The sequence below is a fragment of the Collinsella aerofaciens genome (assembly GCF_001405375.1).
Taxonomy (GTDB): Bacteria; Actinomycetota; Coriobacteriia; order Coriobacteriales; family Coriobacteriaceae; genus Collinsella; species Collinsella aerofaciens_F.
In genome coordinates, this window is the sequence record NZ_CYYP01000006.1 from 98,874 (window position 1) to 122,329 (window position 23,456).

15 protein-coding genes and 2 tRNA genes are annotated in these 23,456 nt (G+C 63.2%); 16 read left to right on the forward strand and 1 reads right to left on the reverse strand.

The genetic code is table 11. From position 1 onward, the window contains the following. The first annotated feature begins 37 nt into the window (after positions 1 to 37). The 16 genes from ARB25_RS04635 to ARB25_RS04705 all read left to right on the forward strand — a co-directional run bounded on the left by ARB25_RS04635 (position 38) and on the right by ARB25_RS04705 (position 22,145). Positions 38 to 877 (forward strand): formate/nitrite transporter family protein, encoded by an 840-nt coding sequence (locus tag ARB25_RS04635; RefSeq protein ID WP_055286210.1) that lies wholly within the window; start codon positions 38 to 40, stop codon positions 875 to 877. A gap of 123 nt (positions 878 to 1,000) precedes the next feature. Then, positions 1,001 to 3,118, forward strand: coding sequence for a molybdopterin-containing oxidoreductase family protein (locus ARB25_RS04640; RefSeq protein WP_055286179.1), 2,118 nt, complete (start codon positions 1,001 to 1,003; stop codon positions 3,116 to 3,118). 52 nt (positions 3,119 to 3,170) lie between these two features. Continuing rightward, a complete protein-coding gene (gene selA / locus ARB25_RS04645) occupies positions 3,171 to 4,628 on the forward strand; it encodes an L-seryl-tRNA(Sec) selenium transferase (RefSeq protein ID WP_055286181.1) in 1,458 nt (485 codons plus the stop codon). Then, positions 4,625 to 6,592: a selenocysteine-specific translation elongation factor gene (selB, locus tag ARB25_RS04650; RefSeq protein ID WP_055286183.1), complete on the forward strand. Its 1,968-nt coding sequence runs from the start codon at positions 4,625 to 4,627 to the stop codon at positions 6,590 to 6,592. The genes selA and selB overlap by 4 nt, the downstream gene beginning before the upstream one ends. A 36-nt stretch (positions 6,593 to 6,628) precedes the next feature. Then, positions 6,629 to 6,725, forward strand: a tRNA-Sec gene (locus ARB25_RS09985). 155 nt (positions 6,726 to 6,880) lie between these two features. Continuing rightward, positions 6,881 to 7,513 carry a molybdenum cofactor guanylyltransferase gene (gene mobA / locus ARB25_RS04655; protein ID WP_172676322.1) on the forward strand — a complete coding sequence of 211 codons (633 nt, stop codon included), beginning with the start codon at positions 6,881 to 6,883 and terminating at the stop codon, positions 7,511 to 7,513. A 15-nt stretch (positions 7,514 to 7,528) separates the two neighbouring features. Continuing rightward, a complete protein-coding gene (locus ARB25_RS09750; RefSeq protein ID WP_055286188.1) occupies positions 7,529 to 7,924 on the forward strand; it encodes a putative Se/S carrier protein in 396 nt (131 codons plus the stop codon). A gap of 257 nt (positions 7,925 to 8,181) precedes the next feature. Further along, positions 8,182 to 9,537, forward strand: coding sequence for an NADP-specific glutamate dehydrogenase (gene gdhA / locus ARB25_RS04665; RefSeq protein ID WP_055286190.1), 1,356 nt, complete (start codon positions 8,182 to 8,184; stop codon positions 9,535 to 9,537). Between the two features lie 167 nt (positions 9,538 to 9,704). Further along, a complete protein-coding gene (locus ARB25_RS04670; protein ID WP_216595111.1) occupies positions 9,705 to 10,607 on the forward strand; it encodes an FAD binding domain-containing protein in 903 nt (300 codons plus the stop codon). Further along, a complete protein-coding gene (locus tag ARB25_RS04675) occupies positions 10,607 to 13,438 on the forward strand; it encodes a molybdopterin-dependent oxidoreductase (RefSeq protein ID WP_082421869.1) in 2,832 nt (943 codons plus the stop codon). The genes ARB25_RS04670 and ARB25_RS04675 overlap by 1 nt, the downstream gene beginning before the upstream one ends. A 433-nt stretch (positions 13,439 to 13,871) precedes the next feature. After that, positions 13,872 to 13,955 (forward strand) — tRNA-Leu (locus ARB25_RS04680). Positions 13,956 to 14,043: 88 nt separating this feature from the next. Beyond that, the gene (gene tig / locus ARB25_RS04685; protein WP_253276047.1) at positions 14,044 to 15,345 is read left to right on the forward strand and encodes a trigger factor; all 1,302 of its coding nucleotides are present in this window, start codon (positions 14,044 to 14,046) and stop codon (positions 15,343 to 15,345) included. 163 nt (positions 15,346 to 15,508) lie between these two features. After that, positions 15,509 to 16,129: an ATP-dependent Clp protease proteolytic subunit gene (locus tag ARB25_RS04690; protein ID WP_022095182.1), complete on the forward strand. Its 621-nt coding sequence runs from the start codon at positions 15,509 to 15,511 to the stop codon at positions 16,127 to 16,129. Position 16,130: 1 nt separating this feature from the next. Next, positions 16,131 to 17,537 carry an ATP-dependent Clp protease ATP-binding subunit ClpX gene (clpX, locus tag ARB25_RS04695; protein ID WP_055286195.1) on the forward strand — a complete coding sequence of 469 codons (1,407 nt, stop codon included), beginning with the start codon at positions 16,131 to 16,133 and terminating at the stop codon, positions 17,535 to 17,537. 287 nt (positions 17,538 to 17,824) lie between these two features. Further along, positions 17,825 to 20,521: a valine--tRNA ligase gene (locus ARB25_RS04700; protein ID WP_055286197.1), complete on the forward strand. Its 2,697-nt coding sequence runs from the start codon at positions 17,825 to 17,827 to the stop codon at positions 20,519 to 20,521. A 280-nt stretch (positions 20,522 to 20,801) separates the two neighbouring features. Then, positions 20,802 to 22,145: a bifunctional folylpolyglutamate synthase/dihydrofolate synthase gene (locus ARB25_RS04705; RefSeq protein ID WP_055286199.1), complete on the forward strand. Its 1,344-nt coding sequence runs from the start codon at positions 20,802 to 20,804 to the stop codon at positions 22,143 to 22,145. Positions 22,146 to 22,250: 105 nt separating this feature from the next. Here the strand turns inward: ARB25_RS04705 and ARB25_RS04710 are convergent, their stop codons facing one another. After that, positions 22,251 to 23,339, reverse strand: a complete 1,089-nt coding sequence (locus tag ARB25_RS04710) for a M24 family metallopeptidase (protein WP_055286200.1) — start codon at positions 23,337 to 23,339, stop codon at positions 22,251 to 22,253. Positions 23,340 to 23,456: the final 117 nt, after the last annotated feature.

The window sequence follows — 23,456 nt, forward strand, 5'->3', positions numbered from 1 at the left end:
GCGCTTGTCTCTGCTGAATAGGAAAGAAGTGATTGACATGGCAGATTCCAAGGTGGAGTATCCCGCTCCCGATTGCCTGGCGCCCGCCGCGATCGAGGCCAAGACCGAGACCGCCGGTGTGACCAAGGCTAACCTGCCGGTCGCTAAGGCCTTTCTGTTGGCAATGTTCGCCGGCGCGTTCATCGCCTTCGGCGGCCTGTTCTTTACCGTGTTCTTGAGCGATAGCACGCTGGGCTGGGGTGCCCAGCGCGTCGTGGGCGGTTTGTGCTTTTGCCTGGGCCTGGTGCTGGTGCTGGTGTGCGGCGCCGAGCTGTTTACCGGCAATTCTCTTATGGTCTGCGCGCTCAAGAGCAAAAAGATCACTCTGGCCCAGATGCTCAAGGCCTGGGTCGTCGTGTGGGTCGGCAATTTTGTCGGTGCTCTGTTCATCGTCTTTTTGGTGTACATGGCCGGCATCTATAAGCTCAACGGCGAGGCGGTCGCCAATTCCATGGTGAGCGTCGCCGCCGGCAAGGTGACGATCGACTGGGTGACAATCTTCTTCCGCGGGATCCTGTGCAACATCTTTGTGTGCCTGGCCGTGTGGATCGGTACCGCCGGCAAGACCGTGGTCGATAAGGTCGTGGGCATTCTGCTGCCCATCGCCGCCTTTGTGGCCTGCGGTTTTGAGCACTGCGTTGCCAACATGTACTTTTTGCCCATGGGCGCCGTGATGCATGCATGCGGCTACGGTGCCGACGTCGCCGGCGCCGATGCGCTCAACGCCGCGGGTATTGCGTTTAACCTGTCCGCCGCCACGCTGGGCAACATCGTGGGCGGCGCGGTTCTGGTCGCGCTCGGCTACTGGTTTATCTACGCCAAGAAGTCCGAGGCGTAAGGTACCGTCTGTTTGACGTTGGGCCTCCCGCGGGGCGTTGCCGTGCGGGAGGCTTTTTGGGTCTGGGGGCTCGTTGCCGGGCTTTTGGCCTGTTGTGTTTGGCTGATGAAAGGGGTAATCGAGATGGCATCTGCTGTGAAGCGTGACGGTCGCGCCGTGGTGACCACATGCGGGGGATGCTATGCCGATTGCGCCTTTGCGGCACGCGTTGAGGACGGTCGCGTGGTGGCCGAGCTGCCGGTGCCGGGGCATCCGTGCGCGGCGCGTGCCCTGTGCGCCCGCGGACGGCATCGCCTGGCAATGCCGTTTGATGAGCGCGACCGGATTTTGCACCCCATGCGTCGCCGAGCTGATGGCTCGGGGTTCGATGCGATTTCCTGGGACGAGGCGTTCGCGCAGATTGCAGAGCGTCTTTTGGGGATTGTTGACGAGCGCGGGTCTCGTGCGCTGGGCATGACACTCGGCGTGCCCTCGTTCGACCGCTACTGGGCGTATCGCTTTATGCATGCGCTGGGCTCGCCCAACGTGTACGGTGCCGACGGCGCCTGCGAGGTGAGCCGTCTCACCGGCTGGGAACATAGCTTGGGCTATAGTCCTGCCTCCGACTTGGCGCACACCGATTGCATCATGTACCTGGGGCGTTCCATTGTCGATTCGTCGACGATGGGGGCTGTTGATGCGCTCAACGATGCGCGCCGGCGTGGGGCGAAGATCATCGTGGTCGACCCGCGGCGCAGTGGCTCTGCGGCGCTTGCCGACCGCTGGTTGCGCGTGCGCCCGGGCTGCGACTTGGCGCTGCTGTTGGGTATTGTCCACGTGTTGATTGCCGAGGGCCTGTACGATCACGAGTTCGTGGACCGCTACGCCACAGGCTTTGACGAGCTGGCGCAGGCGGCCAGTGCTTGGACACCCGAGTGGGCCGAATCGATGTGCGACGTGCCGGCCGCAGAGATTGTCGCCACGGCGCGCGATCTCGCTGCCGCGGCGCCTGCTGCGGTGGTGGACGCGGGCTTTCATGGCGGCATCGGTATCGCGTATGCCAATAGCACCCAGACCGCGCGCGCTATTTGCTTGGTCGATGTGCTGCTGGGCTGCATCGGACACGCGGGCGGTGCCCTCAACCCGCCCACGCCGCTTGCTTTGGGCGATTTGGACCCTGCGCGTTTCGCGACGCCGTCGATGCCACGTGAGCCCAAGTTGGGGTCCGAGCGCTATCCACTGGTCGATCCGGTGCGCGGCCTGTGCACGACCATCGGTCAGTCGATTCTTGCTGGCGATTTGCGTGGACTCATCGTCTATGCCAGTAACCCCGGTGCGGGCTATGGCAATGCGCAGGCTTGGTTGGGTATTTTGCAGCAGCTTGACCTGCTCGTGACGATTGATATTCGCTGGTCCGAGACAGCGCGCGCTTCTGACTTCGTGCTGCCCGACGTGACGTATCTGGAGGCCGACCGCGGTGTGGGCACAGTCGTGGGCGCCAATGATTCGCGCGTGTTCTACCGCAACGCCGTGCTGCCCGTGTTACATGACGACACGCGTTCCGGTCGGGAGATTTTTGCCGGTCTGGCGCAGGCGTGTGGCGTGGGCGAGTACTTCCAGTTTACGTCTGACGACCTGGCGGCTGCCCAGGTGGCGCCTTTTGGGATAGATCTGGACGAGCTCAAGGAGCGCGGCTGGGCCGACACGGGTGTCGCGTTGCCGTCGCGTACGGGCGAGCCGGTGATTCCATTTGATGGCGGCAAAATTGCGCTGGCAAGCGACGTATGGGAACGAGCCGGCATGGGTCGTGTGCCCAACTGGATTGCTCCCATGGTGGAGCCCGGCCCGGGGATGTTTCGCCTCATTAGCGGTAACCGTCCCTTTGAGTCGCACACCTCGCGCAGGCTTGCGGCCCAAGGTGCCGCCGAGGCTGGATCGGACCTGGATGCCGTGCAGATGAATGCCGATGCTGCAGTGCTCATGGGCATCGCCGACGGCGAGATCGTCGAACTCGTGAGTGATATGGGCCGCGACCGCGTGCGCGTGGAGACGACGCCGTATCTGCATCCGGCGTGTATCTTTACGTCGGCCGCCCCCGGCGGGCGTTCGTTTGGCGCCGATGCCGGTGGCGCTCAAGCCTTGGGCGTGGGCCCGCTCGACCATACGCCGCTGCGCTGGGACCCGTTGACGGGTGCTGCGCTCACCCAGGAAAACGCCGTTCGCGTGGAAAAGATCGCGGCGCGCGAGGATAATAACGAGTAATTGACTCAGCTGATGTATTCGACTGATCCACGTTTCTTTTGAAAGGCCGCACATGAGCGATAGCCAGAACATGTCCGATGAGGTACGCGCCCGCCTTCGCGCTATTCCTTCCGTCAACGAGCTGCTCGCAGAGTGGCCGGTTGTGAAGGCGGCGGGGGAGACCCGCGACGCGGTGGTGCATGCCGCCGTCACGGCCGAGCTCGATGAGGAGCGCGCCGCGATTCGTGCCGGTGCTGCCCCGCGCTCTAAGCGTGACCTGGCCTCGGCCATCGAGTGGCGTGCGCACCGCTCCGCGCTGCCGAGCCTGCGTCCCGCCGTCAACGCCACGGGTGTGGTTATCCATACCAACCTTGGTCGAGCCCCGCTCGCGGAGTCGGCCGCCAAGGCCGTGGCCGAGGTCGCGCGCGGCTACAGCACGCTCGAGTACAGCGTGGACACCTGCTCGCGCGGGTCGCGCAAGGAGCATGCCGCGCAGCTCATCCGCTCACTTACCGGTGCCGAGGACGCGCTGGTCGTCAACAATAACGCGGCCGCGGTGCTGCTAGTGCTTGCCACCCATGCCGCGGGCAAAGAGGTTATCGTCAGCCGCGGTGAGCTCGTCGAGATCGGTGGCAGCTTCCGTATTCCCGACGTCATGGCGGCCTCGGGCGCCAAACTCGTCGAGGTCGGCGCCACCAACCGCACGCATCTGGGCGACTACGAGCGCGCCATCACGCCCGATACGGCCATGATCCTCAAGGTCCATCCTTCCAACTATCGCATCGAGGGCTTTCACGAGGAAGTGGGCTCTCGGGAGCTTGCCGCCCTGGCCCACAAGCATGGTCTGCTGTTCTACGAGGACCAGGGTTCGGGCGCGCTTTTGCCCGATGACATCCTGGTGCGCGGCGGTGAGGAACCCACGCCGGCTTCGGTCGCGGCAGGGCTCGATCTGGTGTCGTGCTCGGGCGATAAGCTGCTCGGTGCCGCGCAGGCGGGCATTATCATGGGTCGCCGCGATCTGGTGCAGGCCTGTGGGTCGCATCCGCTTATGCGCGCCCTGCGTCCGGGCAAGTTGGCGCTCACGGCGCTCGAGGCCACGCTGCGTATCTACATGGATGGCGCCGATGTCGCCCATCGCGATATTCCGGTGCTCAGCATGCTCACGCTTCCGCAGGCTCATCTGGAGCGTCGCGCACGCAAGTTGCGCGATCTGATGGTCGCGGGCCTCGATAAGGCTGGTTGCCCTTGTGCCGTTCAGGTGGAGATCGTCGAGGAGTCGTCGACTCCCGGCGGCGGCTCGCTGCCCACCGTGGAGCTGTCCACGATGTGCGTTGCCGTGCGTCTCGTTGATGAGCGTCTTTCCGTTGACGCGCTCAAGCGCTCGCTCGTCCAGGATTTCGACACGCCGGTCGTCACGCGCGCCTCGCACGATCTCGTTCTGTTTGACGTGCGTACGCTCGTGGGCGACCGCGATATCGAGACGGCGGCATCGACGGTCGTCGCGTGCGTTGAGAAGGCGATTGCTCGATGAGTGAGGTTCAGGCGCTGGTGGAGTGTCCCGTTATCGTTGGCACGGCGGGCCACGTCGACCACGGTAAGTCGGCGCTGATCGAGTCGCTGACCGGCAAGAATCCCGATCGTCTGGAGGTTGAGCGCCGTCGCGGTATGACCGTGGAACTGGGCTTTGGCGAGCTGGCGCTGCCGAGTGGCAAGATCGTCGGCCTGGTCGACGTGCCGGGCCACGCGCATTACTTGCGCGCCATGGTGCAGGGTGCCACGGGTATCGACGTGGCCGTGCTGGTGGTTTCGGCCGTCGAGGGCGTGATGCCGCAGACCCGCGAGCACGTGCATGTGCTGGAGCTGCTGGGCGTTACGCATATGGTGGTCGCGCTGACGATGTGTGATCTGGCCGACGCCGAGATGACCGAGCTTGCCGAGCTTGATGTCGATGACTTTTTGTCGGGTACCGTGTTTGCGGACGCGCCGATCGTGCCTGTGTCGTCCAAGACAGGCGAGGGGATCGAAAGGCTGCTCGCCGTGCTCGACGAGCAGGTTGCCGCTTGCTGGGATGCCTGCCGTTCCCGCGCCGAGCTCACTGATGCCGCGCCGCGTCTGCCGATTGACCGCTGCTTTACGATCAAGGGCGCCGGCACCGTCGTGACGGGAACGCTGCACGATGCGCCGGTTGCGGTGGGCGATGAGCTCGTCGCGCTGCCGTCGCGTACGGCCTGTCGCGTGCGTGGGATTCAGGTGCATGGCGATACGCTGCGGGCGTTGCCCGGTCAGCGTGTGGCGCTCAACTTGGTGGGCGATGCCGTCGCCGCGCTCGATCGCGGTGAGATGCTCGGTGTGGCGGGTCGCTTTGGCCAGACGATGCGATTTATGATGGCGTTTACGTATTTGGGTCGCGAGGGAGCCAAGCCGCGTGTGCTCGAGTCGGGTGCGCGTGTGCACGTGATGGCGGGTACAGCCGAGGTTGTCGGTCGCATCATGTTCATGGAGGGTGAGGCCCCCATGGCGGTGGGCGAGACCCGTATTGTTCAGGTGCGCTTGGAAAACTCGCTGCCGCTGCGCGCCGGGGACCATGCCGTGGTGCTGTCCTATTCGCCCGTGATGCTTATTGGCGGCGGGCGCGTGCTGCTTTCGCGCTGCCGTCGCTCGCGCGAGCTTGCCGAAGGAGAGCGTGCGCTGTATGCGGCGCTTGAGTCCGGCGATATCGCGGGCGGTGTGGGCGCTTGGCTGGCGCTGCAGACGCTGCCGGTTACGACGGCTGATGTTGCCGAGGCTTTGGATCTTGGTGTCGGCGAGGTCGATGCCGCACTGCACGGGTTGGTGGCGCGAGGTGTTGTTCGCGAGCTTGCCGGCTCGGGCGGTACGCTGTATACGAATGCCGCTGTGCTCGACGCTGCGATGGACGCACTGGCGGCGACCCTGTCAGCCATGCACACAGCGTCTCCTAAGGAGACGGGCTTTACGCCCGGCGCCGTCGCCCATGCTGCGTGGCCTGCCGCCGATGAAGTCGTTGCCGCGGCTCTGATTGCCGAGGGCTGCTCGCGTGGCGTGTGCGCCGCCGAGGGTGCCGAGGTATTCGACCCGCACTCCGCTGCCGCCGCGGCGCGTGTGGTGCGCGAGGCCTGCGAACGTATCGTTGCCTTGCTGGACGAAGCCGGCCTCGATGCACCGGCGCTTCCCGAGGTGGGCGAACAGCTGCAGCTCGGCCGCGACGCCATGACGCGTGCCCTGCGCGAGCTTTCGCTCAACCGCTCGATCGTTAAGGTCGAGCGCGACGTTGCCCTGTCCGCTGCCGCTGAGGCTCACGCGCGCGAGCTCGTCGCCGCCGTCATCGCCGAAGCCGGCGGTGCTGCCACCACGAGCGTGCTGCGCGAGGCGCTGGGTGTGTCGCGCAAACGTGCCATCAGCATCTTGGAGCACCTGGATGCCGTGCGCTTTACGGTGCTCGACAAGGATGCCGGCGGCCTGCGCTCCCTGCGCTAGATTGGCTGCTCGGTTTGGTAAAATACCGGCGCACTTGGGAACGGATGGGCTCCGGTGGGCTCCGCGGTCCTCAAAACCGTTGCGAGGCGTGCAAAACGTCTTGGATGTGTTCGATTCACATACGTTCCCGCCATACGCTACCAGCGCTTTTGTGCTCGCGGTCTTGCTGCGTGCCGCAAAGGCGCTGTTTTGTTTTTGTACGGGTCCGCCGTGTCGCCTGTCATGTCGTCTACGGTAACTGATCCCGTGTGTCGGGTTTCGAGCATGCCGATGGAGGTGTTTTGCCGTATGACTACCGTAAGACGGGCCGATCTTTCTTGCGTCGTTCAAGCGGGCGGGATGTCCTCGCGCATGGGCTGTGATAAGGCTCGCATGGCGTTTTGCGGCGAGCCGCTCATCGAACGTGTGCTGGGTCGGCTGGCGCCAGTTGCCGGCGAGTTGGTCGTGACGACGTCGCGTCCCAGCGAGCTTGCCTTTCTTGAGGAGTGCGCGTTTGGCGGCTTGGTGCCGCGTGTGGTGGCGGACCTAGAAGGGTCGGCGGGCGCCATGCGCGGCATCGCGAGTTCGCTGACTGCGGCCCGGCTGCCTCTCGTTGCTATCGTCGCCTGTGATATGCCGTTTGTCTCTTCGGAGCTAATCGGTGCCCTTGCTGGCTGTGTCGAGGCCGAGGCGCTCGACGTGTGCGTGCCGCGCGAGGAGCGGGGGATTGAGCCGCTTTGCGCCGTCTGGCGCCGTGACGCGTGTGCGCCGGTTGCCCAAGAGCTGCTCGCCGATGACCGTCAGCGAATCCGCTGCCTGATCGACCGGGTGAATGCCGGGTATTTGGACGAGCCACAGATTGTCGCGGTCGCCGGCTCGACGCTCTGCTTCGAGAACGTCAATACGCCCGAGGAGTTTGCGGCGGCCGAGTTACTCGCCTAGACGATTGGAGTTGCCATGTCTCACGATATTTGTCCCGACACGGGAGAGCCTTGCACTTGCGATGGTTCCGAGCCCTGTACCTGCGGCTGCGGTGGCTGTGGACATACTGCGGAAGAGGAAGCGGCCGCCGCGGCGTATCGTGAGGCACACCGCGAAGGCCCGTCCGGTGATGCCCTCGACCACGAGCGCAAGATCATCGTGTCGTTCGACAGCACCTTCGATGTGATGGAATGCGAACAGCTGTGCCTTGCCGCCGGTGTTCCTGGGCGCATCATGCCGCTGCCCGGCTCCATCACCGCCGGCTGCGGACTGTGCTGGGCCATGCCGTTCTCGGGCGATGCCCTCGCCGCCTTCCGCGCCGCCACCGAGGGCCGCGTAACCCCCGCCGACTACCACCAGCTCGTCCTCTAACCACCAACACCACCACAAAGGTGCCTGTCCCCAATGTGGTGGTTTGGAACACGTGGACGAAACAGCTTCGAAACACGCGATTTGTGGGTCGGGTGCTCAAAAACGCTTCTACCTGCATCGTAATCAAAACGAAACATCTGCTTGTCGGCTTATGCGAAACTTTGCTGCAACAGTGCGATATTATCCATACTCGATAAAGCTCGCGGCGCATGGGGCGCCTCGAACGACACTTTTCTTTTCCATCAATTGGAGGAAGCATGAGCTACACGCAGAAAGTTCTCGACGAGCTCAAGGCCCGCTATCCCGAGCAGCCTGAGTTCATCCAGGCCGCGACCGAGATCCTCGGCACCATCCAGCCGGCGCTCGACGCCCATCCCGAGTACGAGGAGGCCGCCCTGCTTGAGCGCCTCGTCGAGCCCGAGCGCATCGTCATGTTCCGTGTCCCCTGGGTCGACGACCAGGGCAAGGTCCATGTCAATCGCGGCTACCGCGTCGAGTTCAACTCTGCCATTGGACCTTACAAGGGCGGCCTGCGCTTTAACCCGACGGTCACCCTGGGCATGCTCAAGTTCCTGGGTCTGGAGCAGATTCTCAAGAACAGCTTGACCACCCTTCCCATGGGCGGCGGCAAGGGCGGCTCCGACTTTGACCCCAAGGGCAAGTCCAACAACGAGATCATGCACTTCTGCCAGTCCTTCATGACCGAGCTCTATCGCCACATCGGTCCCAACACCGACGTTCCCGCCGGCGACCTGGGCGTTGGCGGCCGCGAGGTTGCCTACCTGTTCGGTCAGTACAAGCGCCTGACCAACGAGTGGACCGGCGTCCTCACCGGCAAGGGCCTCTCCTTTGGCGGCTCGCTCGCCCGTACCGAGGCCACCGGCTACGGTCTGGCCTACTTTGTGGACGAGTACCTTAAGAGCCGCGGCGACTCCTTCGAGGGCAAGAACGTCGTCGTTCACGGTTCCGGTAACGTCGCCATCTACGCGGTCCAGAAGGTCGCCCAGCTCGGCGGCAAGGTGCTGGCCTGCTCCGATACCCACGGCTGGGTCGAGGATCCCGACGGCATCGACTACACCGTGCTCGAGCACATCTACAACAAGAAGCGCTCTGGCCACGACAAGGGCGTTACGCTCGCTATGTATGTCGACGAGAAGCCCAATGCCACGTGGCACGAGGGCGACGGCCGTGGCGTGTGGCAGCTGCCCTGCGACATCGCGCTGCCCTGCGCACGCGAGAACACGCTGCTGCTCGAGGACGCCCAGGCGCTCGTCGCCAACGGCTGCAAGGTGGTCGGCGAGGGCGCGAACATGCCCACGACCATCGAGGCCACGACCTACTTCCAGGAGAACGGCGTCGCCTTTATGCCCGGTAAGGCTGCCAACGCCGGCGGCGTGCTCGTGTCCGGCCTGGAGATGAGCCAGAACGCCGAGCACCTGTCCTGGACCTTCGAGGAGGTCGACGGCAAGCTCGAGCAGCTCATGCGCGGCATGTTCCACAACGTGGACGATACCGCCAAGGAGTACGGCGAGGAGGGCAACTTCGTCATGGGCGCCAACATCGCCGGCTTCCTGAAGGTCGCTGACGCCATGCTCGCTCAGGGCGTCTGCTAAATCTTCGCTCGATATAGCATCGCAGAAGGCTCCCAGTCATCTTGGCTGGGAGCCTTTTTTGATCCGCATGCGACGGAGGAAAACGGTTCATTTTGTCCCGACACGAGCTGTGCCCCCTCGTTTGGTACACTTAAAGGTACTGGACAAGTGAAGAGATGGGGGAGAACGTGCTCAAGTTCGGTACCTACGTCCGTGTTGGAAACGCGGCCGAAGCCTATGAGCTCTTACAGAAGAACCGCAACAATAAGATTGTGGGCGGCGGCATTTGGATGCGCCTGGGTTCGCGTCGCGTGGCGACGGCGATTGACCTTTCGGCCTGCGGACTCGATCAGATCGAGGAGACCGAGACCGAGTTTCGCATCGGTGCCATGTGTACCCTGCGTCAGCTCGAGCGTCATGCCGGGCTCAACGCGCTTGTCAACAATGTCTTTGAGTTCGCCGTCCACGATATCGTAGGCGTGCAGCTGCGCAATACCGCCACGGTGGGCGGCAGCATCTACGGCCGCTTTGGTTTCTCGGACGTGCTCTCGGCCTTTTTGGCGCTCGATTCGTACGTTGAGCTGACGGGTGCCGGTCGCGTGCCGCTCGCCGAGTTCGTGGACATGGGCTACGTGCGCGACGTGATCGAGCACGTGGTGGTCGTTAAGCACGATTACCGCGCAAGCTATGAAGCCGTGCGCAAGGCCGCGACCGACTTCCCTTCCTTAAACGTCACCGCCGCCTGGTGGGACAACACCTGGCACGTCACCGTGGGTGCCCGCCCGCTACGCGCGACCCTGCTGCAGGGCGAGGCATGCGGCCTTACCGCCGAGCAGCCTTCCGAGGACGAGCTTCGCGCCCTGGCCGCATCCGTGCGCTCGCTGAGCTATGGCACCAACCTGTGGGGCTCGGCCGACTACCGCCGCCGCATCTCGGCCCCGCTGGCGATTCAGGCCGTGCGCCGCGCCGCCGGTATCGAGCTTTCGGCCGCGCTTGCCCGCGAGCTCGAGGGCGTGCAGATCCCCAAGTTTGCCACGGACGAGTATTCCTGCCGCCGCGTGCCCGGCGTCGATTCTAGCGAGGTGCGCTAATGGCTGCCAAACTCATCGATCTTTCCTTTACGCTCAACGGCCGCAAGGTCAAGGTTCAGATTGCCCCCGACACCATGCTCTTTGCGCTGCTGCGCGAGCAGGGCTGCGCGTCGGTGCGCTGCGCCTGCGAGACCACCAACTGCGGCCTGTGCACGGTGTGGCTCGATGGCGATCCGGTGCTGAGCTGCTCGGTTCCCGCCGCCCGTGTTGAGGGCCGCTCCATCACCACGCTCGAGGGCCTCAAGGCCGAGTCCGAGGCACTGGCCCGCGCGATGGCTGCCGAAGGCGCCGAGCAGTGCGGTTTTTGCGCCCCCGGCCTCATCATGAACGTGTTGGCGCTTGCCCGCGCCGCCAAGGAGGACCCGAGCCTCGTCGCCACGCGCGAGGAGCTCTCGCGCCAGCTTGCCGGCAATCTCTGCCGTTGCAGCGGCTACGAGAGCCAGCTGCGCGCCATCGTGCGCTTCCTCAACGAGTCCGGCGTGCAGGTGGGCTTCGAGATGCCCGAGCTGCCGGTCAATAACACCAGCTCCGATGGTGTCGCGTACAAGCAGATCACTCACAAGCAGCCCAAGAAGGATTCGAAGTCTCTGCTCGAGGGTCGTCCCGTCTACACGGGCGACATGGTGCCCGCCGGCGCGCTCATCGTCAAACTCAAGCGCAGCCCCTATGCCCGCGCCAAGATCCGCTCCATCGATACGTCGCGCGCCCTGAAGGTGCCCGGCGTGGTGGGCGTCTACACCTACGAGGACGTGCCCCAGCGCCGCTTTACCATCGCCGGCCAGAGCTATCCGCAGCCGAGTCCCTACGACCGCCTGATCCTCGAGAACCTCGTGCGCTACCAAAACGAGGAGGTGGCGATCGTCGCCGCCGAGACCGAGGAGGCCGCCGACAAGGCGCTCAAGCTCATCAAGGTCGACTACGAGGTACTCGAGCCCCTGCTCGACTTTACCCAGGCACTCGATAACGACATCGTGGTCCACCCCGAGGGCGACGTGACCTTTATGTTCCCGCAGGGTGGCGATGTCCCTCGCAACCTGGTCTGCAGCGGTACCAGCGATTTTGGCGATCTTGATGAGGCCTTCGCCCAGAGCGACATTGTCTTTACCCGCACTTACACCAGCCAGGCCACGCAGACCGCGCCCATGGAGACCTTCCGTGCCTTCGCGACGACCGACGCGTTCGGCCGCATTTCGGTGACCACCTCTACGCAGGTGCCCTTCCACGTGCGCCGCATGGTCGCGCAGTCGCTCGACATTCCGCAGTCGCAGGTGCAGGTCATTAAGCCGCGCATCGGCGGCGGCTTTGGCTCCAAGCAGACGGGCTGCTGCGAGATCTTCGTGGCGTTCGTGACCCAGCAGACCGGCCGTCCGAGCTACTGCTGCTACACCCGCGAGGAGACTATCACCGCGGGCAACTCGCGCCACCAGATGCAGATGACCGTCAAGCTGGGCGCCATGAACGACGGCACCATCACGGCCATCGACCTGCACACGCTGTCCAACGCCGGCGCGTATGGCGAGCATGCCACCACGACGATCGGCCTCTCGGGCCACAAGAGCCTGCCCATCTACAATCACGTGAAGGCGAGCCGCTTTAGCTGGGACGTCGTCTACACCAATACCAACCGCGGCGGCGCGTATCGCGGCTACGGTGCCACCCAGGGCCAGTTTGCCGTGGAGAGCGCCGTCAACGAGCTCGCCGACATGCTGCACATGGACCCCGCCGACCTGCGCCTTAAGAACATCGTGCGCGAGGGCGAGATCATGCCGCAGTACTACAACGAGAAGCTCAATGCCTGCGCGCTCGACCGCTGCCTGCTGCGCGCGATGGACATGATCGGTTGGCGCGACAAGCCGCTGGCCGTGGACCTGGGCGACCGCGTGCGCGCCCTGGGCTGCGCGCTCACTATGCAGGGCTCGGGTATCTCCAATGTGGATATCGCCGGCATCGACATGCGCCTGGAAGAGGACGGCTTCATTACCATCGGCACCGGCGCCACCGATAACGGCATGGGCGTCGACACGATCCTGGCGCAGATTGCCGCCGAGGAGCTGGGCGTGGAGAGCTCGCTCATTGTGGTGCGCGGCGTGGACACCGATGTGTCGCCGTTTGACGCTGGCTCGTATGCGAGCTCGGGTACGTACGTGACGGGCCTTGCCGCCAAGAACGCCGCGACCGAGCTGCGTGAGAAGATTTGCGCCAAGGCAGCCCAGATGTGGGACGTGGACGCCGCCGACGTGGTCTTCGATGGCCAGTACGTGCGTCTGTCCGACGAGCGTGCCGCTCGCGAGCAGAACCGCTACCTCACGCTGCGTGACTTTGCCAACCTGTGCGTCAAGAACATCGCGGGCGGCGACGCGCTGACCTCACATGCCTCTGCCTGCCTGCCCGTTTCGCCTCCGCCGTTTATGGCCGGCATTGCCGAGGTCGAGGTCGACAAGGCCACCGGTAAGGTGACCGTGGTGGACTATGCGGCAGCTGTGGACTGCGGCACCGTGATCAACGAGGCGCTCGCGCGCGTCCAGGCCGAGGGCGGCATTGCCCAGGGTATCGGCCACGCGCTCTACGAGATCGTCGAGCACGATGATCGCGGCCGCCTGCGCACCGGCAACTTTATGAGCTACAAGCTGCCCACGCGCCTGGATATCGGCAGCATTCGCGTGGCCTTTGAGCCGAGCTACGAGCCGACGGGCCCGTTTGGTGCCAAGTCGATTGGCGAGGTCGTCATCAACACGCCGCTCGCCGCCGTGGCCTCGGCCGTCGCACACGCTACCGGACATCAGGTTCGCTCACTGCCCATCACGCCCGAGAAGGCCCTGCTGGGGGAGTAGGCGAGGAGGCGCTGTACCCGCTCATTGCCTAGCCCGGGGAAACTGCAGCCCACTTTTCAACTGAATCGTGGGCTGCAGTTTCCGTTTGAGGGCCTTGGCGGAAAGTGCATCCCGGAATAGGGGCTCAAAACGGGTTGCAGTTTCCGGTTGATGGCTATAGCGGAAATTGCATCCCATTCCGAGGCCCCAAACCGGGACACGCTTTCCGGCGCATGGCCAGCACCGCCAGACTGCCGGGTCCCACCGAAGTTGCGGTGGAATAGTTCCTGTTTTGGAGGACTGGAGCCCCAAACAGGAACTATTCCACCGCAACTTATGAGATGGGGTGGCGTGCGCTCTGTTGGCTTGGACTCGTGGTGAGGTCGTGAGCCTGTAAAAGGTGTGCGTGCGCTTGCCGTTCGTATCTGCTATCATTCCTAGTCTGTGCGCTCATGCGGGCGTGGCGGAATTGGTAGACGCGCCAGATTTAGGTTCTGGTGGGATTCCCGTGAAGGTTCGAGTCCTTTCGCCCGCACCAACGCACCAGCGTCGGCCTTGGCCGTCGCGACACTTTGTTGCATAAAGGTACCAGCACCTCAGATAAGCTGGGCAGTATGAGGAGGAACGTGTTGAACATCACCGCTTCTGACGTCAAGGACGCCAAGCTCACCGCTACGGTCACCATCCCGGCCGCCGACGTCGACGCCGCGATTAAGAAGGCCTACAAGGATACCGCCAAGAAGTACCGCTTCCCGGGCTTCCGCGCCGGCAAGGCTCCCCGTCCGGTCATCGACTCCGCACTTGGCGCCGAGGCTACCCTCGCTCAGGCCACCAACGACCTGATCGCCGCCAACGAGCCCGCCGTCCTCAACGAGCTGGACATCGTCCCCACCAAGAACGGTGACTACAAGGAGCTCGACCTCGCCAAGGATCACGAGGACTACACCTACACCGTTGAGTTCTCCCTGCGTCCTGCTGCCGAGCTCTCCTCCTTCGACGCTGTCGAGATCGAGATGCCCCCTGCGGAGGTCACCGAGTCCGAGATCAACAACCAGGTCGAGATGCTCCTCAACTACCGTGCCACCTTCGAGGACGTCGAGGGTCGCGCCGTCGAGGCCGAGGACTACGTCACCGTCGATCTCAAGGCCGTCGAGAACGCCGACAACTTTGCCGCCGAGGGCCGCATGCTCATCGCCGGTAGCGACAGCAACCCCAAGGAGTTCAACGAGGCCCTGATCGGCGCTAACGTTGACGACGTCAAGACCGTCACCTGGACCGACGAGGTCGAGGAGGGCGAGGAGGCCGAGACCCACACCGTCGAGGTCACCGTCAAGGGCATCAAGGTCCGCAACACCCCCGAGCTCACCGACGAGCTCGTCAAGTCCGACTTTGGCTTCGACAGCATCGACGCTATGCGCGACGCCATCAAGATCGAGATCGAGCAGGACAAGGCTTCCCGCCTGCCGGCCGAGAAGGAGAACCGTTGCGTCTCCGCTCTCGCCGAGCGCCTGCAGCTCGACGAGATGGATGCCGACTACGAGCAGTCCGTCTTTGAGGAGCTTGGCCAGAACTTCCTGTCCAACCTCGCTGCCCGCGGCATGACGCTGGACACCTGGCTGCCCGCTTCCGGTCTGACCATGGAGCAGTTCATCGGCGACCTGCACAAGCAGGCCAACGACGTCGCCCGCGAGTCCCTGGCTCTGGACGCCCTTGCCCGTGAGCTCAAGATTGAGGTCACCGAGGACGACATCAACGCCGAGTTCGAGAAGGCTGGCGTCAAGGACGTCGAGGCTTCCAAGGCTGAGTTCATCGCCGATGGCCGCATGCCTGCTGTCCGCGAGTCCATCCGTCGCTCCAAGGCCGTCGACCACCTGGTCGAGAACGCCAAGGTGACCGAGGTCGACGAGACCGCCAAGGACGCCGAGTAATTCTCGCCACCTTGCCCGCGAGCGCATGCGTGCGCCCGTGATGGGGTAAAGTTATACACCGGTTATCCGGTTGCTTCGTACGGTGCCAGCCAATGCATAGCATGCGGGCACCGTACGTTTATCTAGAACCAATTTGGTCCGCAAGAGAGAAATGGAGATGCGTATGATCGCTAAGTTCGATTCCGCCCTCGTGCCATACGTTATCGAGCAGACGCCGCGCGGCGAGCGCAGCTACGATATCTATTCGCGCCTGCTCAACGACCGCATCATCTTCTTAGGCGAGGAGATCAACTCCGTCAGCGCCAACCTGGTCGTTGCCCAGCTGCTGCATCTTGAGAGCCAGGATGCCGAGAAGGATATCTCGCTCTACATCAATTCGCCCGGTGGCGAGGTCTACTCCGGCCTGGCGATTCTTGACACCATGAACTTCATTAAGCCGCAGGTCTCCACCATCTGCGTCGGTATGGCCGCGTCCATGGCCGCCGTGCTGCTTTCGGCCGGCGCCAAGGGCAAGCGTTTCTGCCTGCCGCACTCCAAGGTCATGATTCACCAGCCCAGCGGCGGTGCCCAGGGTCAGCAGACCGAGATCGAGATCGTGGCCGAGGAGATCAAGAAGACTCGCCGCGAGCTCAACCAGATCCTGTCCGACGCCTCGGGCCAGCCCATCGAGAAGGTCCAGGCCGACACCGAGCGCGACAACTACCTGACCGCTGCCGAGGCCCTCGACTACGGCCTGATCGACCGTATCGTCACCTCGCGCGACCTCGCCGCGAAGGACGCCTAGGATGGCCGGTAACATGCAGGACAACTTTGACGAGAACGGCAACCCCATCCGCTGCTCCTTCTGCGGAAAAGAGCAGGGGCAGGTTCGCCGCCTTGTAAAGGGTCCGACCAACATCTTTATCTGCGACGAGTGCGTTGCCGCCTGCTCCGAGATTTTGGAGGAGTCGCTGGCTTCGGACTTTATGGACGCCGCCCGCAACGGCAAGCTGCCGGGCTTCCTCAACGACCACGGCCAGGCTGCATCCCAGCCCGCCGCGGACCCCGAGACCGAGGGTTTTGAGCTCGAGGACGATCGCCAGGTCATCACGCACGTGCCGACGCCGCACGAGATCTATGACGAGCTTTCGGCCTATGTTATGGGTCAGGAGGACGCCAAGCGCGCCATGTCGGTGGCCGTGTACAACCACTATCGCCGCGTGATTGAGGGCGGCGCTGCGCTTTCGGCCTTTGACGACGGTTTGGACTCGCAGCTCGATGATGATATGGACGAGGTGGAGCTCGCCAAGTCCAACATTTTGCTGCTCGGTCCCACCGGTACCGGTAAGACGCTGCTCGCCCAGACGCTCGCACGTATCCTCGAGGTGCCGTTTGCCATCGCCGACGCCACCGCGCTCACCGAGGCCGGTTACGTGGGCGAGGATGTGGAGAACATCCTGCTCAAGCTCATCAATGCCGCCGATGGCGATATTGAGCGCGCGCAGGTCGGCATTATCTACGTGGACGAGATCGACAAGATTGCCCGCAAAGCCGAGAACCTCTCCATTACCCGCGATGTCTCGGGCGAGGGCGTTCAGCAGGCGCTGCTTAAGATTCTTGAGGGCACGGTGGCAAGCGTTCCGCCCACCGGCGGCCGCAAGCATCCCCAGCAGGAGCTGCTGCAGATTGACACGACCAACATCCTGTTCATCTGCGGCGGTGCCTTTGTGGGTCTGGACAAGATCATCGCCGATCGCGTGGGCAACAAGGGTGTGGGCTTTAACTCCGAGATCGCCGGCCCCACCTCGGTCGACGAGAACGACCTGCTGCGCCAGGTGCTTCCGCAGGACCTCAATGCCTTTGGCATGATTCCCGAGTTCGTGGGCCGCACGCCTGTCGTAACCCAGACGCAGGCGCTCGACGAGGACGATCTGGTGTCGATTCTGACCGAGCCCAAGAACGCCGTGGTGCGTCAGTACCGCAAGATGTTCCAGCTCGAGGACGTTGAGCTTGAGTTTGAGGACGCCGCCCTGCACGAGATCGCACGCATGGCGCTTGCCCGCAAGACCGGCGCCCGCGGCCTGCGCTCCATCTGCGAGGACGTGCTGCAGCAGACGATGTTCGACCTCCCCAGCGAGGAGGGTGTTTCCAAGGTCGTCGTGACCGAAGCTTCCGTAAAGGGCGAAGAGCAGCCCCAGCGCATCTACGGCTAAACCAGCCTAAAGCGTGTTTGCAAATAGCCTCCGACCACCCGCGGTCGGAGGCTATTTTATATATACGCAATAACCCCAACTACCTGTGCTATTCTGTGTGTTTGTTTAGGCCTCGGCAAAGTCAATTCAGACTGAAGTAATCGATACCTAAGGGGAGGAATGTAGGCCCGATTTTCGTAGATTCCGCACGAGCCGAAGACCACTTAATGTGGTCTTCGAGCGAGCCCAGGACCTGACCGAGCGAAAATCGGGCCTACATTCCTCCCCGGCGGGACAGGGAGAGATATATGGAAGAGATGCCCAAGAACTACGATCCGTCGACCAACGAGCCGGCGATCCTGCAGAAGTGGCTCGACGGCGGCTACTACAAGCGCCGCGAGGGCGTGGGCGACTGCACCGTCACCATTCCGCCTCCCAACGTGACCGGCAAGCTCCACATGGGCCACGCCACCGACGACTCCATCCAGGACGCCATCATCCGCATGGCCCGCATGCGCGGCAAGTCCACGCGCTGGGTGCTGGGCACCGATCACGCCGGTATCGCTACGCAGACCAAGGTCGACAAGAAACTCAAGAGCGAGGGCATTAGCCGCCTGGAGATCGGTCGCGACAAGTTTGTCGACGCTTGCTGGGATTGGACCCACGAGTACGGCGGCATCATCGTCGAGCAGATCAAGCGTATGGGCTGCTCCGTTGACTTCGATAACGAGCGCTTTACCATGGACGAGGACTACGCGCAGGCCGTGCGCAAGGTCTTCTGCGACTGGTACCACGACGGTCTGATCTACCGCGGCAAGCGCATCGTCAACTGGTGCCCCAACTGCACCACCGCCATCTCGGACGACGAGGCCGAGTACAAGGACGAGAAGGGCCATCTGTGGCACCTGCGCTACCCGCTGACCGAGCCGGTCAACGGCCAGGACTACATCGTCGTCGCCACCACGCGCCCCGAGACCATGCTCGGCGACACGGGCGTCGCCGTTTCCCCGAAGGATCCCGAGAAGGCCGCCTTCGTGGGTAAGACCGTCAAGCTCCCCATCGTCGATCGCGAGATTCCCATCTTTGAGGATTGGCATGTCGACGCCAACTTCGGTTCCGGCTTCGTTAAGGTTACTCCGGCCCACGACCCCAACGATTACGCCATGGGTCAGGCCCACGACCTTCCGCAGATCAATATCTTCGACGAGCACGCGGTGGTCGTCGAGGGCTATGGCGAGTTCACCGGCATGACCCGCGAGGAGTGCCGCGAGGCGGTCATCAAGTGGTTCGACGAGCACGGCCTACTCGATCACGTCGAGGAGCACGACCACTCCGTCATGCACTGCTACCGTTGCGACGCCGCGCTTGAGCCGTGGCTGTCCGAGCAGTGGTTCGTGGCCGTCGACAAGCTCAAGGGGCCGGCGCTCGACGCCGTCAACTCCGGTAAGGTCACCTTCCACCCCGCGCGCTGGACGCAGACCTACACCACTTGGATGGAGAATCTCAAGGACTGGTGTATTAGCCGCCAGCTGTGGTGGGGCCACCGCATTCCCGTGTTCTACTGCGAGGACTGCGGCTGGGAGGACGCCCTTACCGAGGACACCGATGTGTGCCCCAAGTGCGGCGGTCATCACGTGCATCAGGACGAGAACGTGCTGGACACCTGGTTCAGCTCGCAGCTGTGGACCTTCGCCACGCAGGGCTGGCCGCAAAAGCCGGAGCTGCTCGAGGGCCATCATCCCACGACGGCGCTCGTCACCGCGCGCGACATCATCGCGCTGTGGGTCGCCCGCATGGTCATGAGCTCGCTGTACTTCCTGGACGAGGTGCCGTTTAAGGACGTCGTCATCTACCCGACGATCCTTGCCAAGGACGGCAGCCGCATGTCCAAGTCCAAGGGCAACGGCGTTGACCCCATGGACCTCATCGGTATGTACGGCGCCGACGCCATGCGCTACAACCTTCTTACGCTGTGCACCAACAACCAGGATGTTAAGTTCGACGCGAACATCGACAAGAAGACCAAGAAGCTCATCGACAGCCCGCGTACCGACCAGGCCAAGAGCTTTGTGACTAAGATCTGGAACGCCAGCCGCTTCCTGCTCATGAACATGGAGGGCTACACGCCCGGCGAGCCCGTCGTGGAGACGCCGGCCGACGCCTGGATGTTCAGCCGCCTGGCCAAGGCCGTTAAGATGGTCACCGAGGGTATTGAGAACTACACCTTTGGCGATATGGCCCGCGGCGTGCAGCAGTTCTTCTGGAACGAGGTCTGCGACTGGTACGTCGAGGTCACCAAGGCCCGCTTGAAGGGCGAGGGCCGTCTGCAGGCTCAGCGCAACCTGATCTTTGTGCTGGATACCTCCATTCGCCTGATGCACCCGCTCATGCCGTTTGTCACCGAGGAGATTTGGGACAACATGCCGGCCAGCGTGCTCGACCTGGATGCCGAGGGCAACGTCGACCGCGCCGAGGCGCTCATGATTGCCAAGTGGCCCGAGCCCGCCGATTACGCCAAGTATGTCGACGAGGACGCCGAGCGCGCGTTTGAGCTGTGCCGCGCCGTCGTTTCCGCCGCCCGCGCCACGCGTTCGCGTTATCGCTTGAGCCCCAAGGCCGAGCTCGACGTGGTCGTGCGCGCCGGTGTCGAGGACATCGAGAAGCTCGAGAGCCTGCGTTCGACCATTGAGCCGCTGGCCAACACCGCTTCGCTGGTCATGGGTACCGACGTTGAGAAGCCGGCCGCGAGCATCGCCGTGGTCGACAGCGGCGTCGAGGTCTTTGTGGTGCTCGAGGGCAAGGTCGATCTTTCGGCCGAGAAGGCGCGTCTTGAGAAGGAGATCGCCGCGGTCCAGAAGGAGCTCGCCGGTTGCGAGAAGACGCTCGCCAACGAGGGCTTTGTGGCCAAGGCCGCGCCCGCGGTGGTTCAGAAGAAGAGGGACCGTGCAGCTGAGCTCAAGGAGATCCTGGCGGCACTGACTGCTCAGGTTGCAGACTTCTCGTAAGGTTTACTCGGGGGCGCGTCCCGATGCTTTGCTCTCCGCTGCGAACAGTCCTGCGCAAGACGGACAGCACATTAAGTGCTGTCCTTTGCGTGCGGAACTTGCGGCGAGCAAAGCATCGGGCCGCTCCTAGTGCGGTTACGTGGTTGTTTGCAACTGGTAGGTTAGGGTCACTGGGTTGTGGCCTTGATCTTGCTGCAAGCGGATAAAGGCTGATATTGTCAACGCGAGGGGCTCATTCTTTTTGATGGGCCTCTTTTTCTGTAATTGGAGACTTTGGGTTATGGCTAAGCGTTCTGGGTCGTATTCTGTGCCGTTCTCGTTTGAGTTGCTTTCGTTTGATGAGGCTGTTGCTTTGGCTGCTGATACGGGGCGGATTTCTGGGGATGCTGGGCCTCTGCTTGAGACAGTTGTCGATATGCTCGATGAGTTGGGGCGTCCGGACGAGTATTTCGATTGCATTCAGGTTGCCGGTACCAATGGCAAGACTTCGACCACGCGTTTTTCGGCTGCTATCCTTCGCGGCGAGGGGCTCAAGACCGCGCTGTATACGTCGCCGCAGCTGGTGCGCTATCCCGAGCGCATGGAAGTCGATGGACGCGTCGTGAGCGATGAGGCGTTTGCCCGTGGCGTTTCTGCCGCTGTCGAGGCGGGACGTCGCGTGAATGCGCACCGTGTGGCGGCGGGGGAGCGCGCCTATTCCATCACGCCGTTTGACTTGCTGACGGCTGCCGCACTCGTAGTGTTTGCCGAGGCTGCGGTGGATGTTGCCGTGCTCGAAGTCGGCATGGGCGGACGTTGGGACGCCACGAGCGCGACCGATCCTGTCGCCGTTGCAATCACGGGCATCGGCCTCGATCACACACGTATTTTGGGCGACACGCTCGAGGCCATTGCGGGGGAGAAGGCTGCGGTTATTAAGCCTGGGCGCTTTGTTGTTTTGGGCGAGGGTACGCATGAGGCGAGCGTTCAGCGCGTGATGGATGCCCGTTGCCGTGAGTGCGGTGTGGTGCCGCTCGTGGTGAACCATGCCACAACCAAGGTTCCGGCACACGTGGGCGACACGGTTGAGTTTAGCTGCACCACGCCGCGTGCGATCTATACGTCAAGCATGGTTAAGCCGGCCTACCAGCCGCAGAATGCTGCGTGCGCGATTATGCTGTGCGAGGGGTATTTGGGCCGCGAGCTCGACCACGATGCGCTGGATGCATCGCTTATGGGCTGCCCCACGCCGGGTCGTTTTGATGTGCTGGGGACCGATCCGCTCAAGCTGATCGACGCCTGCCATAACCCTCAGAGCTGCGAGAACTTTGTGAGCGCGCTGGACGAGATAGATCCGTGCGTCGAGAATCGCCCCACGCTGCTGTGCGCCGCACTGGCCGACAAGGATGTGGCCGGTATTGTCGATGTTCTGATTCCGGCCTTCCCGCGTGTGGTCGTAACCCAGACCGATTCCGATCGCGCCCTGCCGGCAGAGGAACTTGCTGCCCTGGTGGACGCCAACAAGCTTGCCGGTGTGTACCCTAGCGTGCCCGAGGCTCTCGCGGCTTTTGACGCCGTGGGCGAGTCCTTCGTTGCCGCCGGCACCATCACCCTAGCCGGCGAAGTAGCCGGCCTGCTGCGCTAGCCCATCCCCTCATCAGTTGCGGTGAAATAGTTCCTGTTTTTGGGTTCTAGCAGCCCATCCAGGAACTATTCCACCGCAACTTAGTTTGGGGGCTTGGGGACCAGGCTAGTCTAGGCGGAATGGGTCGTGAGGGTAGGCGTTGAGAATCTCGACGCCCTTCTCGGTCACCAGGGCCAAGTCCTCGATGCGGACGCCGGTGCGGCCGGGGAGGTAGATGCCCGGCTCGATGGAGAACGTCATGCCCGGCTCTACGACCTGCTCGTTGACGAGTGAGACGTCGCCCGGCTCGTGGTCTTGCAGACCGATCGAGTGTCCCAGGCGGTGCGTAAAGTACTGCCCATAGCCCGCATCCTCAATCACGTCGCGCGCGGCGCGGTCCAGGTCGCACATACGAACGCCCGGCGCGATAAGCGCTTCGGCGGCCTCGTTGGCACGGCGCACGATGTCGTAGATGCGTGCCGTCTCCTCGTCCGGCTCGCCCCAAAAGAACGTGCGCGTCATGTCCGAGCAATAGTTGCGGCGACGTCCACCAATGTCGAACAGCACCACGTCGCCACGCTTGAGTACCGTATCGTCGGGCTCGTGGTGCGGGTCGCCGGCGTTGGCGCCAAAGCTCACGATGGGTGGAAAGCTAAAGCCCTCGCAGCCGTTCTTGCGGTACAGACCGAGCATCTGATCGGCAATTTCGCGCTCCGTTACACCTTCGTGGACGAGCTTGATCGCGTCGGCCATCACGGCGTCGTTGGCGGCCGAAGATGCACGCATGAGTTCCTGCTCGGCGGCATCCTTGTAGGTGCGCGCGGCGGTGACGGCAAAGTCGCCCAGGAAAAACTCGCTTGCGGCGTGGCGCTCCATGAGCGGCATCAAAAAGCCGGAGCGCATGACGGTATCGATGCCGAGCGGTTTGGTCGGATCGATCTCACTCGCGATGGCGTCGGTCACGACGTCGGTATCGGTGTGGTAGGCAACGCGGGCATTGTCGTACTCGGGCAGCTGATGCAGCGCGTTGACCAAGATCACGGGCTCGCTACCGCGCGCGAGCAGCACACCGCAAAAACGCTCGAACATATCGGCATAAAAACCGGTCAGATAGTAAATCGACCACGGGTCGTTTACGAGCAGCTGTGCGCCGGGGTGCTGAGCCTCGAGCGCATCTAGCACGCGCGCCACACGCTGGTCATCGACATGTGCCATACATCGTCCTTTCGCTAGGGTGCCACCATGGTATCCCAAGCCCGGCACATAGGGACGTTCCTTTTAATATGAGCAGGACATTGTCAAGAGGCAAAATCGGGCCTGGCCCCAACGATA